Source organism: Streptomyces sp. NRRL S-244, assembly GCF_000717915.1.
Taxonomy (GTDB): Bacteria; Actinomycetota; Actinomycetes; order Streptomycetales; family Streptomycetaceae; genus Streptomyces.
On the sequence record NZ_JOCX01000012.1, the window covers coordinates 234,672 to 249,646 of the forward strand.

Below are 14,975 nucleotides of genomic sequence, written 5' to 3' on the forward strand. Positions count from 1 at the left end.
ACCGGCGCTCCGGGGCCCGTTGTCAGTGGTGGCTGTGAAGCTGGGCCCATGGACGACAGGATGCTCGGGCGCCGGGTCTACGGCGCCGACCACGACGACCCCGACCCCGGCCCGCGCCCCGGCCACGTCTACGGCGAACTCGTGGGCGGCCCGCTGGACGGGCTCCTCCTGGACATCACGGACTGGAGCCCGCGCCACCTCGCCGAAGAGGCCCGGCTCCCCACCGAGATAGGGCGCTACGGAGCCGGCGGCCGCGCCCACTACCGCCGCCGCGCGGCCGATCCGGACCGCTGGGACTGGTCGGGCGACAGCCGCTGATCCGGCCTGATCCAAAAGACACGGCCCAGGCGTCAGCCGGCGGCGGCGCCCGCGCCCCGGCTCACGTTCCGGGCCCACAGGACCAGCGGGATCTGCAGCGGCAGCCGGGCGAGCGTCGCGGCCCGGACGGCGGGGGAGCGGCGGCCCGCGTCGACGGCCATCTTCACGTTCGCGGGGAACACCCCGACGAAGAACGCCGCCGCGGCCAGCGCCGCCACCCGGCGGGTCCGCGGATGGGCGACACCGGCGGCCAGCGCCAGCTCGGCTGCGCCGCTCGCGTACGTCCACTGCCGGGGGGTGCCGGGCAGGGCGCCGGGGACGATCGCGTCGAACTGCTTCGGCGCGAGCGCGTGCGCGACGCCCGCGGTCGCCAGCAGGCCGGCGAGCAGCAGAGGAGAAGAAGGAGTGCGCGGCATCGGAAGGTCCTCTCGGAAGGGCCGGAGCCCGCGATCCTACTCGCGGGTAGCGCTTTTCGGCCTGGAAGATTCTTTTCGAAGAAATCTCCGGGGAGCTGTCGATCCGGGCGCCTCCCGTTCGACGAAGCAGTGAGAGGCGGGGAAAGCCCCCGCCCGTCCGGCCGAGGAGTCACCATGCCGCGCTTCCTTTCCCTGATCCGCATCGACGAGCAGGCCCTTCCCGCCAACACCGAGTTCCCTCCGGAGTTCGGCGAGCGCATGGGCGCGCTGATGGAAGAGATCACCAAGGCCGGGGTCATGCTCGACACCGCCGGGCTGCTCCCCACCGCCGAGGGGACCCGGGTGACCTGGTCCGGCGGCAAGCTGAGCTACACCGACGGGCCCTTCACCGAGACCAAGGAGGTCGTCGGCGGCTACGCCATCCTCCAGGCCAAGGACAAGGCCGAGGCGCTGGAGTGGACCAAGCGGTTCCTGGAGATCCACCCCGAGGAGTGGACGGTCGGCGCCGAGCTGCGCCAGATCGACGGGAGCTGACCGCGCCACGACCGCGCCACGACGCGCCACGGCGGCGGGGGCCCCGCGCCGCGCCGCGTTTGCCCTGCCTCGTCACGGCTGCTCTGATGGGTGGCCGTGACGGCAGTGAGTGCGACCCAGGCGGTCGAGACGGTGTTCCGGATCGAGTCGGCGCGGATCATCGCCGCTGTCGCGCGCATCGTGCGCGACGTCGGCATCGCCGAGGAGATCGCCCAGGACGCGCTGGTCGCCGCCCTGGAACAGTGGCCGGAGTCGGGTGTCCCGGACAAGCCGGGCGCCTGGCTCATGGCCACCGCCAAACACCGCGCGATCGACCTCGTGCGCCGCAAGGAGACCTACGCCCGCAAGCTCGCCGAGGTCGGCCGGACCCTGGAGGACGTACCGCCGCCCGCCGAACCGGCGGCCCCGGACGACATCGACGACGACCTGCTGCGGCTGATCTTCACCGCCTGCCATCCCGTCCTGGCCACCGAGGCCCGGATCGCGCTCACCCTGCGGCTGATGGGCGGGCTGACCACCCAGGAGATCGCCCGCGCCTTCCTCACCTCGGAGCCCACCGTCGCCCAGCGCATCGTCCGGGCGAAGCGGGCCCTGGCCAAGGCGGGGGTGCCCTTCGAAGTCCCGTACGGAGCCGACCGCGAGGAGCGGCTCGCCTCGGTCCTGGAGGTCATCTACCTGATCTTCAACGAGGGCTACTCGGCGACCGCCGGCGACGACCTCGTCCGCCCCGCCCTGTGCGAGGACGCCCTGCGGCTGGCCCGGGTACTGGCCGGCCTGATGCCCAAGGAGCCCGAGGTGCACGGGCTGGCGGCGCTGCTCGAGTTCCAGGCCTCCCGGATCTCCGCCCGTACCGGCCCCGACGGCGAGCCGGTGCTGCTCGCCGACCAGAACCGGTCCAAGTGGAACCGGTTGCTGATCCGCCGGGGCGCCCTGGCCATGCGGCACGCGGGGAGCGGTCCGTACTCCGTGCAGGCCGCGATCGCCGGCTGCCACGCGGAGGCCGTGCGCTACGAGGACACGGACTGGGCGACGATCGCCACCCTCTACGGCCGGCTCGTCGAGCTGGTCCCCTCACCGGTCGTGGAACTCAACCGGGCGGTCGCCGTCTCGATGGCCGAGGGCCCGGAAGCCGCGCTCCCGCTGGTCGACGCCCTGGCCGGGGAGCCGGCCCTGCGCGCCTACCACCTGCTGCCGAGCGTACGGGGCGACCTGCTGGAGCGGCTGGGCCGCAGGGAAGAGGCCCGGGCCGAGTTCGAACGCGCCGCCTCGCTCACGCACAACGCACGGGAACGGGACCTGCTGCTGGGGCGTGCCGCCCGCGCGTGAACACGGGCGGCCGGCGTCGTCAGGAACGGCGGGTGTACGGGGCGTACGGGGCCGTGCCGTTCGGGAGCGCAGCCGCGCCGAGCGGGGCAGCCGCGCCGATCGGCGAGCCGAGCGGCGAGCCGACGGGGCGGCGCGGCGCGGTCAGCGCGATCGGGCGGCGGAACGAGCCGTGCCGGGCGATCTCCCGGACCGTCGCGCGCAGCGCCTCCTGGAAGTCGTCCATGGTGTGGCGCGCGTCGGCGGTGTCCACGTAGATCGAGTTCATGTGCAGACCGTCGGCGTCCCGCTGAAACCAGGAGCAGGCACCGTTGGCCCGCGCCGACCACACGTGCGAGGTCGGCCGCCAGTCCTCGTGCCGCTCGGCGCCGGGACACTTGCGGACGTCGATGTACGAGAAGAAGTTCACCGGGTACGGCCACGAGCGGGCGGCGAACTCGGCGGGCGCCAGCAGCTGCCAGGCCCGTACGAACGGCACGTCGATGTGCTCCATCATCTCGCCGAAACCGGCCCTGACCGCCGCCATGACCTGGGCGAAGTCCCGGCCCGGCGAGGCGTCGAACTCGATGGGCATGGTGTTGACGAACCAGCCCACCGAGTTGGCCCAGCCGGCCCGGCCGCGCTCGCTGACCGGCATGAAGCCCCGGTACACGCCCGGCCCGCCGGCCTCGCGCAGACAGACCGCGACGGCCGCCAGGACCCCCATGAACGGCTTGCCGTCCACCGCACGGCAGGCCTTCTCGAACACCTCGGCCTCGCCCGCGTCCAGCAGCGGCGAGGCCTCGTTGACGATCGGGTACATCCGGTCCGGCTCCACCCCGAGCTCGAGCGGGAACCGGGGGAAGAACTCGCCGCCGCCGCGCTCCATGAACGATTTCCAGTAGCCGAGGCGTTCGTCATCGGCGGCGATGGAGAGGTAGCGGCGCCGCTGCTCCTCGGCGAAGTCCAGGTAGCTCGGCGCGGGTGGCAGACCGATCTCCTCGCCGCGGCACAGCGCCTCGTACGCGTTCTGCACCTCGTGGACGACGATCGGCATCGACAGGCCGTCGCAGACGATGTGGTCGAAGGCCAGGTAGACGGTGGCGGAGTCCTCGCGCAGGACGGCGCCCATGGTGAACAGCGGCCAGGACAGCGTGTCGATGCTGCGCGTGAACCGTTCGGCGAGGAAGCCGCGCAGGGCCTCGGAGGAGTCGAAGGCGGCCACGGGCACGGCATCGAGGACGAGTTCGGCGGCGGCGATCGGCTCGCACGCCAACTCGCCCGCCAGGCGGCGGAATTCGCACCGCAGCACCTCGTGCCGGCGTACGAAGGCCAGCAGGGCCCGGGTCAGGGCGTCCTCTACCAGCGCGCCCTTGACCTCGAAGGTGACCGCGATCCAGGACGCGACGGGATCGTCGGCGCCGCGGCTCTCCTCGGCGACGGTGAAGTGCTTGTCCTGGTTGAACGAAGCCCTCCTGCCCGCCGTGTCACTCAGCGCATCGCCCGGCGCACCGCCCGTGCCGCCGGTGTCCGCCGGCGCCCCGGCCGTGGACCGCAACCGCCACTCGACGACCCGTCCGGGCGCCATCTGGTGCATCTCCAGAGGAAACTGCCGCATTCCGTCATCCCTTCGCCCCCAGAGTCAACCCCGTGCCCCTAACGACACCCGCCCCACGGAAGTGACGCCCACCCGTTCGCTCACCGCTCGCGGCATCACGCGGATCGCAACACGCCCCCCCGGCCGGGGGGGGCGCCGGAGCGGAGGCTCAGGCAGGCCCGTCGGACGGGTCCTCCGCCGTGTCGGGGCGGACCTCGATGTGGTCCGCTGCCAGGTCGACCGCCACGCGGTGTTCCATGCCCAGCGCCTCCAGGAACTTGTGCGGGAGCTGCACGCGGCCGGTCCGGTCCAGCATCACGTACTCGCGCTCGCTCACCGACTCCGCGCCGTGCTCGTCCGTGACCGTGCGGCGCAGCACCTCGCTGCTGGTGCGGCCGTCGCGGATCGCCACCGTACGGCGGACCTCGCCCGCGACGAGCGGGTCGTGCGTCACGATGACCACGGTGGCGCCGAGCTCCCGGTTGACGGTGCGGAACGCCTCGAAGATCGCCGCTCCCGTCTCGGAGTCGAGCTCGCCGGTGGGCTCGTCCGCCAGCAGGACCGCCGGGTCGTTGGCCATGGCGACGGCGATGGCCACCCGCTGCTGCTGGCCGCCGGAGAGCTCGGCGGGACGCCGGTGCGCGAGATCGGCGATCTCCAACGCCTCCAGGAGACGGGCGACCCGCTCTGCCTGCGGGCCCGCCGCGCCGCGCCCGCGCCGACCCCGCAACTGCATGGGCAGGGCGATGTTCTGAGCTGCCGTCAGGAACGGCAGGAGGTTGCGGGCGGTCTGCTGCCAGACGAAACCCACCGCCTCGCGCCGGTAGCGCAGCCGGTCCTTCGCCGACATCCCCAGCAGGTCGAATCCCTCGACGGTGGCCGAACCGGCCGTGGGGACGTCCAGCCCGGCCAGGATGTTCAGCAGGGTGGACTTGCCGCTGCCGGACGCGCCGACCAGAGCGACCAGGTCGCCCCGCTCCACGGTCAGTTCCAGGCCTTGCAGGGCCTGCACCTCGACCCCGTCGGCGCTGAAGATGCGGACCAGGCGGTCGCAGGCGATGGCGGTGTCGGCCCGCCCGGTGCGCGGTCCGGCGGCGGCCACGGCCTGCCGGCGCAGCTCCTCGTAGGTCGGCTGGTCGCTGTTCAACGCTGGTCTCCCGCTCTCAACTCGGTGGTGATCTGGCGCCGTCCGGATATCGCCGCCTCGGCGAGCACGGCCACGGCGACCAGGAAGGCCAGACCCAGTGCCTGGGTCAGCACGGGCGGCGCCGTGAGGCGCAGCCCCGTGGGCACGGTCGAGCCGACCAGGGCGGACAGGTCCATGGCCGGCCCCAGCAGGGCGACCGCCGCGGCCGCGACGAGTGCCCCGCCGAGGGTGGCGGTCAGCGCCTGCGGCAGCGCCTCCGTCAGGATCAGCCGGATGCCGTCCCGGGGCAGCAGCCCCATCGTGCGCAACCGCGCCAGCAGCGCGGCGCGTTCGGGCGCCGCCCGTACCAGCGTGAGCAGTACGGCCAGCAGCGCGAAGCCCGCGGCCCCGGCCACCGAGGCCCAGAACAGCCGGACCGCCGACCGCTGGAGCGGGTCGCTGCCCAGCTCGGCGGCCGTGGCGGCGCTCGTACGGACGGTGAACTGCCCGGCGGTGTCCGCCGGGGCGGTGGCCCGGACGGCCTCGCGCAGCCGGTCCCCGTCGACCTCCCCGGTCGCCAGCCACCGGTCGGGGTTGCCGGTCTTGGGCAGCCGCGCGGTGGTCGGCCCGGCCGGCAGGACGACCACGGCGCCGCCCGCCCCGGGCTTGGCCGGGGTCCCGTCGACCACGCCGACGGAGCCGATCTGCAGTTCGCCGCCGTCGCCGAGCGACAGCCGGTACGTACCGGCCTCCGCCAGCTTGGCCAGGTCGCCGCTGAACAGCGCCGGCACCGGGGCGTCGGCGGAGCCGCCGCCACCCTTGCCCGAGAGCAGGGCCGGGTCGAACTGCCCCCGTCCCACGGTCCTCGCCAGTTCCGCGTACGCCACCGGCTCGGCCACGACCACCGTGACCTGGGTGGAGCCCTGGACGGTGCCGAACACGAACGCCTTGTCGTCCGTCCACACCCCGACCGACGTCCGTACGCCGGGCAGCGCGGCGGCGGCCTCCGCCATCGCCGGGGGCAGGGCGCCCCCGTACGGCGCCGCGATCTGCACGTCGCCGCCGACGGCGAGGCGGGCCACCCGCAGCCGGCCGGTGTCCACCGAGTCCAGCACCGTGGCCCCGAACCCGCCCGTGGTCACGGCCAGCAGCACGGCGATCAGCGGCAGCACCGGGGGGCGCGCCCGGCCGCCGGTGCCCCGGGCGGCGCGGGCCAGGCCGAGGAAGCCGACCAGGCCGGGACGCCGGCCGGCCGCCCGGGCCAGTGCCCCCACCACAACGGGCTGGAGCCGGGCCAGCACCAGACCGCCGCACAGCGCGAGCAGCAGCGGGGCGGCGACCAGCAGCGGATCCAGGCCCTCACCGGCCGGCGCGACCCCGCGCCGGCGGACCTCGAACACGGCCGCCGCGGTGGCGGCGGCGACCAGCAGCTCGGCGACCAGCCGTCGGCGCGGGGCCGGCCCGCGGCGCCGCGCGGACAGCAGCACGGCGGCCCGTACCGGAAAGGCGAGCAGCGCCAGCAGGGTGACGGCGGCGGCCGCGAGCAGGGCGGCGGTCCCACGCGGGGTCGGCAGCAGCCACAGCGCGAGTACGGTCGCCAGCGCGGAGGCGGGCAGGACGGACACGGCGCCCTCGCCGAGCAGCCGGCCGACGATGCCGCGCGGCGAGCCGCCACGGGCCAGCAGCAGCCGCAGCTCCGACTCCCGCCGGTCCCCGGTCAGGGCGGCGGCCAGGCAGAACACCACGGCCGCCACCCCGGCGACCCCCGCCGGGCCTATGGCGGCGAGCGGCGCGACCGCCTGCTGCCGGGCCTCGGTCTGCTTGAACAGCTCCGGGAGCCGGGAGACGACCCGCAGGTCGCTCCGCTGCGTCGTGCTCCGCAGGGCGGACGCGGTCGGGCCGCCCACGTACGCGGCGACCTCCCGGGCGACGCCGGGCAGCAGGTCGGCGCGCAGCCGGCCGGTGTCCACCGGGAGCCGCCAGAAGTCCTCGGCGCCGTTGCCCCACGGCCCGAGCCGGTCGAGCCCGTCGGGCCCGACGAGGGCGGCCGTCTGCCAGTACCGCTGCGGCGGAACGGTGGAGGTGTTGGCCTGGCAGGCACGGGTGAGGCAGGGCAGACCGGCCCAGAAGACGTCGTCCTCGTCGGTGGCCCGGTAGAGGCCGACGATCTCGGCGCTCATCGGATCGGAGCTGCTGGCGATGGACTCCAGCACCGTGCCGACCCGGACGCCGAGGGTCTGCGCGGCCTGCTGGGACAGTGCGATCGGCACGGGCCCGCCCGGGGCGCCGCCGCTCGGCCAGCGCCCGTCCACCAGCTCGGTGTGTGCGGCGACCTCCCGCAGGTACAGCATGTCCATCCGGGGCGGGACGCCGTCGGGGCTGGGCAGTCCGGGGTTGGCGAGGCCGCGCTGCTTGGACGCCTGGGTGCCGTGGACGACCCCCGTGGGGGCGATGGCGAAGCCGGCGCCGGTACGGGCGAGGAGCGCGTTCCGTACGGAGTCCAGGTTCTCGGGGGACTGGCTCCCGTACCGGGCGGTGGAGGTGGCGAGCAGGCTCGTCGCAACGGGACCGCGGTCGTGGAGGAACGAGCGCAGGGCCTGATCGGCGCCCCGGTCCACGGCGCGCGGCAGGGCGGCCGCGAGCAGTACGGCGACGAAGGCGAGGGCCGCGGCGAGCAGGGCGCTCGACGGCGCAGACCGCAGCCGGGTGCGCACCCACGGCGCCGGCCTGACGGCGGACGGGTCCGGCGTCCGTGACCGGGACGGGTCTGCGGTCCGTGCCGCGGACGGGTCTGCGGTCCGTGACCCGGGCCCTCGGGCGGGACCGGACGCCGGCGCGTGGTCCGGCGGGCCGTCCGGTGCGCCGTCCTGCGCGCCGTCCGGGGTGTCTGCGGGCCTGGTCACAGCTCCTCCACGTGCCGCAGCCGGGCGGCCGCGTTCGATGCGTTCCGGTCGCGGCGGCCGCCGAGCACCGCCGACAGCAGCGGCACCGCCGCGATCGCGACGGTCAGCAGCAGCGTCGTGCCGTTCGGCAGATCGACGATCACCTGCGGCACCGGGCGGCGCGCGGCGGGCGTCAGCACCACCAGCGGCACCACCAGATGGACGATCGCGGCGCCCAGCCCGACCCCGACGGCGCAGCCGAGCCCGACCAGCAGGCAGCTCTCGGCGGCCGCCGTCCGGGCCAGGGTCCGCCCGGGCGACCCGAGCGCCAGCAGGACCGCCGACTCGCGGGCCCGCTCCCGGGCGCCCGCCGCCGCGGAGGCCGCGAAGCCGATCGCCGCCAGCACCGCGCAGGCGGCGGCGAGGGCGGCCAGCGCGCTCTGCGGGCCGGCGCTCAGCGGATCGTCCAGCAGCCCGGCGGCGACCTCCTCGCGCAGTCGTACTTGCTGCACCCCGGCCCCGGCCCGCAGTTCGGCCGCGGCACGGGCCGGCGCGGTGTCGGCGGGGGACTTCGCGGGCAGCCACCACTCGGTGGGCGCGGGCAGCTCCCGCGCGCCACCCGCCGCCAACAGGCGTCCCACGGCGCCCAGATCGACGGCGAGCGCGGTGTCCCCGGCCACGGGCAGCGAGCCGATCGCGGCCGTGATCCGCACCGGCACCGACACGCCGCCCAGCGGTACGGGGACCAGGTCGCCGACGGCCGCGCCGACCCCGGTGAGGTAGGCGCGGGTGGCGATCCCCGGCACCTCGGCGGCGCTCTGCGCACCCGGAGGCGCCAGCGCCAGCTGGATCCCGGCCCTGGCCTCGCGGCCGCCCCGGTAGCGCAGCCGCAGCAGCTCCGAGCCGTCCTGGGCGCCCGGCAGCAGCTCCGCGGCGGCGGAGCCGTCGGTGAGGGCGGGCCCGGAAAGCGTCCACGGGCTCGCGCCCGCGCCCGCGCCGGCCGCGGCCGCCACCGGCTGGGCCGGGCCGGCCGCGGTCTCGGCCACGGCCAGCCGCCGTACGGCCAACTCCACGCCGGTGGCCGCCGCTTCACCCGTACCGAAGTCCGATCCCTCCTCGCCCGATCCGTACGACACCGCGATCCCGGCCAGGGTCAGCGGAGCCGCGGCGGAACCGAGCGGGGCGCCGGTCAGCGCGCCGAGGTCCACCGAGGCGGTGGCCGCCCCGGTCGCGGGCAGCTGGACCATCGGCGTGCGGTAGGTCAGCCCGAACCGGTCGCGCACCAGCAGCCCGATCCCGGGATGACCGCTGTCACCGCCGGGCACCCGCAGCTCAACGTCGAGGTCGATGCGCTGCGGCTTCCCGGGCAGGGCGATGCCGCCCGCACCGGAGCCGGGCGGCGGCGACAGGGGCGCGAACAGCTCCCGCATACCGCGCCCGTCGCGCAAGTCGGCGCGCAGCGGCACCCGTTCGGCCATGGCGGCCGCGTCGAGCGCGAGCACCTGCGCGGCCCGCCCGCCCGGCAGCTCCTGCGGCTTCCGGACCACCGGGATCACCCCTTCGCCTCCGGGCAGCGCCGCGTACCGGCCGGCCTGGCCCATCGCGGCGAGGTCGCTGCCGGAGATCCGCAGCCCCCCGGCGGTGGCGAACTCGGCCTGGTCGCGCTGGGAAGCGGACCATGCCGTGTGCTGGCCGAGGGCCAGGACCCCGCTGGAGACGGCGAGTACGAGCAGCAGGACGGGCCCGGTGGCCCGACCGGGCCGACGGGCGAGCTGCCAGCCCACGAGCGCCGGGCCGAGCCCGCGGCCACGGGCGGCGATCCGCCCGCCCAGCCGCGCGGCGAACGGCAGCAGCCGCAGCACCAGCAGCGTGCCCGCGCACAGGGCCAGCGTCGGCGCGGCCACCAGCACCGGGTCCACGCCGATCGGCCCGCCGTCGGCCGCCGCACCGGCCGTGAGCCCGTCCCCGCTCTGCCGGGACAGCTGCTGGTAGGCGAGGGCGGCGAGCGCCAGCAGCGCCAGGTCGGCGCCCGAGCGGGCGGCCCCGGCCACCAGGGCCTGGCGGCGTCCGCTGCGGCGCAGGGCCGCGGCCGCCACGCCGCGCAGTACGGCCGGCAGCGCGGCCAGCAGTACGCAGGCCAGGGCGCAGCCGGCCGCGACCGGCCACAGCAGCCAGGTCCCGGCGGTGTCGAACGGCACCCGCGCGAGCGGGCCGAACCCGCCGAGCAGGCGCAGCAGCGGCGGGGTGAGCAGCGGTGCGAGGACGGCGGCGGGCAGGGCGAGCAGCATCGCCTCGGCCGCGCTCAGCGCGCCGAGTCGGCGGCGGGACGCACCGCGCGCGGCGAGCAGTACGCGCTCGCCCTCCTGGCGCTCCGTCAGGAGGTGTGCCACGAGCAGCAGGGCGGCCCCGGCCAGGACGGCGAGCTGGAGCGCGCCGATGAGCAGGGTCGACCGGGCGACCAGCTGGGCCGAGGCCAGTTCGCCGAGGAATTCCGGCAGTTCGGTCTTGGCCTGGAGGGACCTGGTGCGTTTCAGCGCCTCGGCGGCCGCCGCCGTACGGCCGCGGATCGCCTCGGCGTCGGAGCCGTGGGTGGTGGCGAGGTCCGGGGTGAGGAGCGAGCCGCGGTTGTTCTGGACCAGACCGCCCGCGGTGAAGGCCGTGTCGTCCACGAGCAGCGGGCCGTACGTGGTGAAACTGCCGACCTGGAGCTCCCGGCCGCCGAGCGGGTCGAGCCGCCAGTAGGGCGCGTCGGGGTCGGCCGCCCGGTACACCCCGGTGACCAGCACGGTCAGCGGGGCGCCGCCGTACCGGTCGTCGAGCCGCACCTCGGCGGGCAGCGCCTCCGGGCTCAGCCCGAGCCGGGTCAGCGCCGCCCGGGGGACGGCCACCGGTATCCGGCCGCCGGGCGCGCCGACCGGCTCGGGCCACTGGCCGGAGAGCAGGCGTACGTTCTGATGGCCGAAGGCGGCGAGCAGGGTCAGGTCGGCGTCCCGGCCGGGGGTGCGCGCACCGGGGAGCCCGTACGAACGGCTGCGCGCCACGCTCTCGACGGCGACGGGCAGCCGGCCGAACAGCTCGTCGGCGAAGGCCCGTACGGCGTCGTCGTCCTTGGCGCGGTCGGCCGTGGCGTGTTCGCCGGTGACCAGGACGGTGGTCCGGGCCCGGTCCGGACCCTGAAGGGCCTGGCGCAGCCCGGCCTCGCCCACGCTGCTGGTGAACGCGGACAGCGCGGTCAGCACGGTCGTGGTGATCAATACGGTCAGCAGCACGGCGGCGGCGAGCGGCACTCGCCCGCGCAGCCGACGCACGACGAAGCCGAGCATGTGCCGTTTTCCTCCCCCATCCGGACCGCTGGCACCGGATAGCGGACGATGCTGTCAGATTCGAACGCGTGAAGGAAGGGTCTTGCGCGAAGGGTGGGGCGGATGAACAAATTCGAAACGAAGCGATTGAGGGCGATTGAGGCGATTGCGTTGACCGCAGCGGCGATCGCCGGCCGATTCCAGGGGGAGTCCACACCATGACGCAGAACCAGGTCGACACGGCGGCGACGCCCATGGTCGTGGCCGAAGGCCTGCACCGCAGTTTCGGCAGCGGCGAGCGTGAGGTGCACGCCCTGCGCGGGGTGTCGTTCGAGGTCGAACGCGGCCGGCTCACCGCCCTCAAGGGCCGCTCCGGCTCCGGCAAGACGACCCTGCTGAACCTGGTCGGCGGCCTCGACACCCCGACCGGCGGCAGCGTCGTAATCGACGGCACCGATCTCGCCGGGCTGGACGACCAGGGCCTGCTCGCGCTGCGCCGCGACCGGATCGGCTTCGTGTTCCAGTCCTTCGGACTGATCCCCGTCCTGACCGCGGTCGAGAACGTCGGTGTCCCGATGCGGATGCGGAAGATCCCGGCGAAGCAGCGCGAGGAGCGCGCCCGCACCCTGCTCGCGCTGGTCGGCCTCGCCGAGCACGCCGAGCAGCGGCCCGGCGAGCTCTCCGGCGGGCAGCAGCAGCGGGTGGCCGTGGCCCGCGCCCTGGCCAACGAGCCGGCCCTGATCATCGCCGACGAACCCACCGGCCAGCTCGACTCCGAGACGGGCCGCTCGATCATGCAGCTGCTGCGCGCGGTGGTCCGCAGCGAGGGAGTCACGGCCCTGGTCGCCACCCACGACCCGGCCCTGATCGAACTCGCGGACCGCGTGGTGGAGCTGCGCGACGGCCGGATCGTCGAAGACTCAGACGCCTGAACGGCCCCCCGCCCGCGGACCGTCCGCGAGCAGCCCCGCCATGACGCCGACCGGCAGCGCGGGGTTGGCGGCCGCCGCCCGCGCCACCTCGGGATCGGCGTCCGCGAGCAGGCCGAGGAGGACCGCCGGGGCCAGCGCGGGGTGCCGGGCGGCGAGCGGACGGGCCCTCTCGTCGGCGAGGCAGGGCAGCAGCGCCGCGGACGTCGCACGCGGGTGCCCGGCGATCTCGCGGAAGGCCCGCCGCACCGGCGGATCGTGCCGGGCCAGGTCCTCCAGCAGGGCGGGCGGGGCGTCCGGGTTGGCCGCCACCCGCGCGAGGACCCGTACGCCGTGCCGCGCGACCATGGCCCGCAGCAGCTCCTCGGACAGACCCGGATGCGGGGCGACTGCCTTGACCACCGACGCATCCGGGTCGGCGGCGAGGGCGTCGCGCAACTCCGGTGCCAGATCCCGACGTTCGCCCACGAGCCTGCGTACGCGCGCATCCGTCGACGCGGCCGCTCCGGCGAGCTCGGCGGGCGATGCGGTGGCGATCCGCGGGAGCAGGACCGGCCCGATCCGGGCCACCCCGGCCAGGTGCGCGAGCACGTCGAGCGGCACTCGCGGGTTGCGGGCCAGGTCGGCCGCGACGCCGTCCGCGCCGCCGGCCGCGAGGGCGCGGATCAGCGGCTCGCCGATCGCCGGATTCCCGGCCACCTCCGAGCGCACCCCGGGCACCGGGTCAGCGGCGAGCCGTGCGTACAACTCCTGCGGGAGGTCGGCCCGTTCGGCCAGCGCCCAGCGGATCAGCATGGACGGATGGCCGACGAGGGAGGCGGCGGCCGCCACCGGCGTGGCCGGGTTCCGCGCGGCCTGCTGCACCGTCTCGTGCACGGTCGACTCGTGCCCGCCCGCGCAGGCGGCGCCGCCGCGCAGCTCGCAGTCCGTCCGGGCGCAGTACGGATCGTGCGTGAAGGGGATCTCCTCGCGGTCGCAGACCAGGCAGGTACGCGCCGGAGCGAGCCCCTCGCCGGTGATCAGCGCGGCCAGCGCGGCGGGCGGGGTCGCCTCGTTGGAGGCGGCTCCCCTGCGGACCTCGGCATGCGGATGCGCTGCGAGGCGGGCGGCGACGGACGGCTCGGTCGTCCACAGAGCCAGCTCGGCGACCACCTCGACATCCGGATCGGCGGCGAGCCGTTCCAGTACGTCGGGCGGCAGACCGGGTCGGGAGGTCAGGGCCTCGCGGATCCTGCGGTCCGGATGGGCCGCCAGCAGGCGGGCCCAGCCGGGTGGTCCGACCCCCTCGTCCAGCAGGGCGAGGGCCACCGCGGGCCGGGCCGCCGGGTCCACCCCGGCGGCGTCCAGCAGGCCCTCGTGGGCGAGATGGAGCGCGGCGTCCTCGTCGCACGCGGCGAGCGCGGTCACTCGGGCGGGCCCGAGGCCGGTGCGCTCGCTCAGCGCCCGGCCGAGCTCCGCGTCGTCCTCGTCCGCGCCCGCGTCCGGGCCCGCGTCAGAGCCCGCGTCCGGGCCCTCGTCCGGTTCCGGGGCCGCGCGCGCGAGCAGCCCGTCCGCCAGCCGGCCGATCAGCCGGTCGAGCAGCTCGTCCGGCAGCGCCGGGTTGGCGGCGAGACCCGCCAGCAGGTGCCTGCTCACCGCTCCACCGCCTCGGCCAGCGCCGACGTCAACGCCGCCGCGTACGGGTGCGGGCGCCGCCGGAGCGGGGTGACCACGCCGATGTGCCGGGCGGGGCGCGGCGGTTCGACCCGCACGAGGGCGACCGAGGTCTCCGGGGCCAGCGACACGTGCGGGATCAGCGCGACGCCGACGCCCGCGGCCACCAGGGTCTGGGCGAAGAAGTAGTCGGTGGTGGAGGCCGCCACCCGCAGGTCGAAGCCCGCGAGCCCCGCGTACCGGCGCAGGTAGGCCTCCGTCTTCAGGCAGCCCAACACCCAGCGGTCCGCGGCGAGTTCGGGCAGGGCGAGCGAGTCCCGGCCGGCAAGCGGGTGCTCGGGCGGCAGGGCCAGCCACAGCGGATCGTCCATCAGCGGTGTCCAGTCCAGCCCGCCCCGCAGGGGCAGCGGACCGTCGAAGTGGTAGGCCAGGGCGAGGTCGGCCCCGCCCGTTCGCACCATCGGGACGGCGGCCTCCGGTTCGGCCTCCCGTACGATCAGCTCCACCTCGGGGTGCGCCGCCACGAAGGCGGCCAGCGCGGCGGGCAGCAGCCGCCGGCCGCCGCTGGTGAACGTGGCCACCGTCAGCCGGGGCCGGTCCGCCGTCAGCCGCTCGATCTCGTGGCGGACCTGGTCGAGCTCGGCGGAGATCGTCTCCGCCGCCTCCACCAGCAGCCGCCCCGGCTCGGTCAGGGTGACCCCGCGGGTGCTGCGCACCGCCACCGGGTGGCCCAGGCTCCGCTCCAGCGAGGCGATGTGCTGCGAGACGGCCGAAGGGGTCAGCAGCAGGGCCCGGGCCGCCTTGTTGAAGCTGCCGTGCTCGGAGACGGCCCGCAGGATCCGCAGCCGCTGCACATCGATCATCAGTTTTCCTTCATACCCGTTCAGCAGGTGATCGGTTCTGCTGGGGACGATAC

The 14,975-nt window shown here is 75.8% G+C and carries 11 protein-coding genes; 4 read left to right on the forward strand and 7 right to left on the reverse strand.

All coding sequences use genetic code 11. From position 1 onward, the window contains the following. The first annotated feature begins 48 nt into the window (after nucleotides 1-48). Nucleotides 49-318, forward strand: a complete 270-nt coding sequence (locus IF02_RS0117575) for a hypothetical protein (protein WP_030157950.1) — start codon at nucleotides 49-51, stop codon at nucleotides 316-318. A 32-nt stretch (nucleotides 319-350) separates the two neighbouring features. Here IF02_RS0117575 and IF02_RS0117580 read toward each other — a convergent pair whose 3' ends face one another. Continuing rightward, nucleotides 351-734, reverse strand: coding sequence for a membrane protein (locus IF02_RS0117580; RefSeq protein ID WP_030157952.1), 384 nt, complete (start codon nucleotides 732-734; stop codon nucleotides 351-353). 174 nt (nucleotides 735-908) lie between these two features. Here IF02_RS0117580 and IF02_RS0117585 point away from each other — a divergent pair, with 174 nt between their 5' ends. Continuing rightward, nucleotides 909-1,268, forward strand: a complete 360-nt coding sequence (locus tag IF02_RS0117585; RefSeq protein ID WP_030157954.1) for a YciI family protein — start codon at nucleotides 909-911, stop codon at nucleotides 1,266-1,268. A gap of 105 nt (nucleotides 1,269-1,373) precedes the next feature. Continuing rightward, nucleotides 1,374-2,594 (forward strand): RNA polymerase sigma factor, encoded by a 1,221-nt coding sequence (locus IF02_RS0117590; RefSeq protein ID WP_030157956.1) that lies wholly within the window; start codon nucleotides 1,374-1,376, stop codon nucleotides 2,592-2,594. Between the two features lie 19 nt (nucleotides 2,595-2,613). Here IF02_RS0117590 and IF02_RS0117595 read toward each other — a convergent pair whose 3' ends face one another. From IF02_RS0117595 to IF02_RS0117610, 4 genes are all read right to left on the reverse strand, one after another. Next, on the reverse strand, nucleotides 2,614-4,188 hold the full coding sequence (locus tag IF02_RS0117595) for a condensation domain-containing protein (protein ID WP_078622143.1): 1,575 nt from the start codon (nucleotides 4,186-4,188) through the stop codon (nucleotides 2,614-2,616). Nucleotides 4,189-4,336: 148 nt separating this feature from the next. Further along, nucleotides 4,337-5,314 (reverse strand): ABC transporter ATP-binding protein, encoded by a 978-nt coding sequence (locus IF02_RS0117600; protein ID WP_030157959.1) that lies wholly within the window; start codon nucleotides 5,312-5,314, stop codon nucleotides 4,337-4,339. Beyond that, nucleotides 5,311-8,007, reverse strand: a complete 2,697-nt coding sequence (locus tag IF02_RS0117605) for a hypothetical protein (protein ID WP_030157961.1) — start codon at nucleotides 8,005-8,007, stop codon at nucleotides 5,311-5,313. The genes IF02_RS0117600 and IF02_RS0117605 overlap by 4 nt, the downstream gene beginning before the upstream one ends. A gap of 185 nt (nucleotides 8,008-8,192) precedes the next feature. Then, complete coding sequence (locus IF02_RS0117610; protein ID WP_030157963.1) at nucleotides 8,193-11,498, reverse strand: FtsX-like permease family protein; 3,306 nt, start codon at nucleotides 11,496-11,498, stop codon at nucleotides 8,193-8,195. Between the two features lie 197 nt (nucleotides 11,499-11,695). Here IF02_RS0117610 and IF02_RS0117615 point away from each other — a divergent pair, with 197 nt between their 5' ends. Beyond that, nucleotides 11,696-12,409: an ABC transporter ATP-binding protein gene (locus IF02_RS0117615; protein ID WP_030157965.1), complete on the forward strand. Its 714-nt coding sequence runs from the start codon at nucleotides 11,696-11,698 to the stop codon at nucleotides 12,407-12,409. Here the strand turns inward: IF02_RS0117615 and IF02_RS0117620 are convergent. Next, nucleotides 12,398-14,041 carry a hypothetical protein gene (locus IF02_RS0117620; protein ID WP_030157967.1) on the reverse strand — a complete coding sequence of 548 codons (1,644 nt, stop codon included), beginning with the start codon at nucleotides 14,039-14,041 and terminating at the stop codon, nucleotides 12,398-12,400. The two genes, IF02_RS0117615 and IF02_RS0117620, sit on opposite strands and share 12 nt — an antisense overlap. Next, nucleotides 14,038-14,922, reverse strand: a complete 885-nt coding sequence (locus IF02_RS0117625) for a LysR family transcriptional regulator (RefSeq protein WP_030157969.1) — start codon at nucleotides 14,920-14,922, stop codon at nucleotides 14,038-14,040. The genes IF02_RS0117620 and IF02_RS0117625 overlap by 4 nt, the downstream gene beginning before the upstream one ends. Nucleotides 14,923-14,975: the final 53 nt, after the last annotated feature.

What these genes read in the sequence shown, in the direction of transcription:
- IF02_RS0117575 (WP_030157950.1), top strand. Translation starts at nt 49, where the DNA reads ATGGACGACAGGATGCTCGGGCGCCGGGTCTACGGCGCCGACCACGAC.
- IF02_RS0117580 (WP_030157952.1), bottom strand. Translation starts at nt 734, where the DNA reads ATGCCGCGCACTCCTTCTTCTCCTCTGCTGCTCGCCGGCCTGCTGGCG.
- IF02_RS0117615 (WP_030157965.1), top strand. Translation starts at nt 11,696, where the DNA reads ATGACGCAGAACCAGGTCGACACGGCGGCGACGCCCATGGTCGTGGCC.
- IF02_RS0117610 (WP_030157963.1), bottom strand. Translation starts at nt 11,498, where the DNA reads ATGCTCGGCTTCGTCGTGCGTCGGCTGCGCGGGCGAGTGCCGCTCGCC.
- IF02_RS0117595 (WP_078622143.1), bottom strand. Translation starts at nt 4,188, where the DNA reads ATGCGGCAGTTTCCTCTGGAGATGCACCAGATGGCGCCCGGACGGGTC.
- IF02_RS0117585 (WP_030157954.1), top strand. Translation starts at nt 909, where the DNA reads ATGCCGCGCTTCCTTTCCCTGATCCGCATCGACGAGCAGGCCCTTCCC.
- IF02_RS0117625 (WP_030157969.1), bottom strand. Translation starts at nt 14,922, where the DNA reads ATGATCGATGTGCAGCGGCTGCGGATCCTGCGGGCCGTCTCCGAGCAC.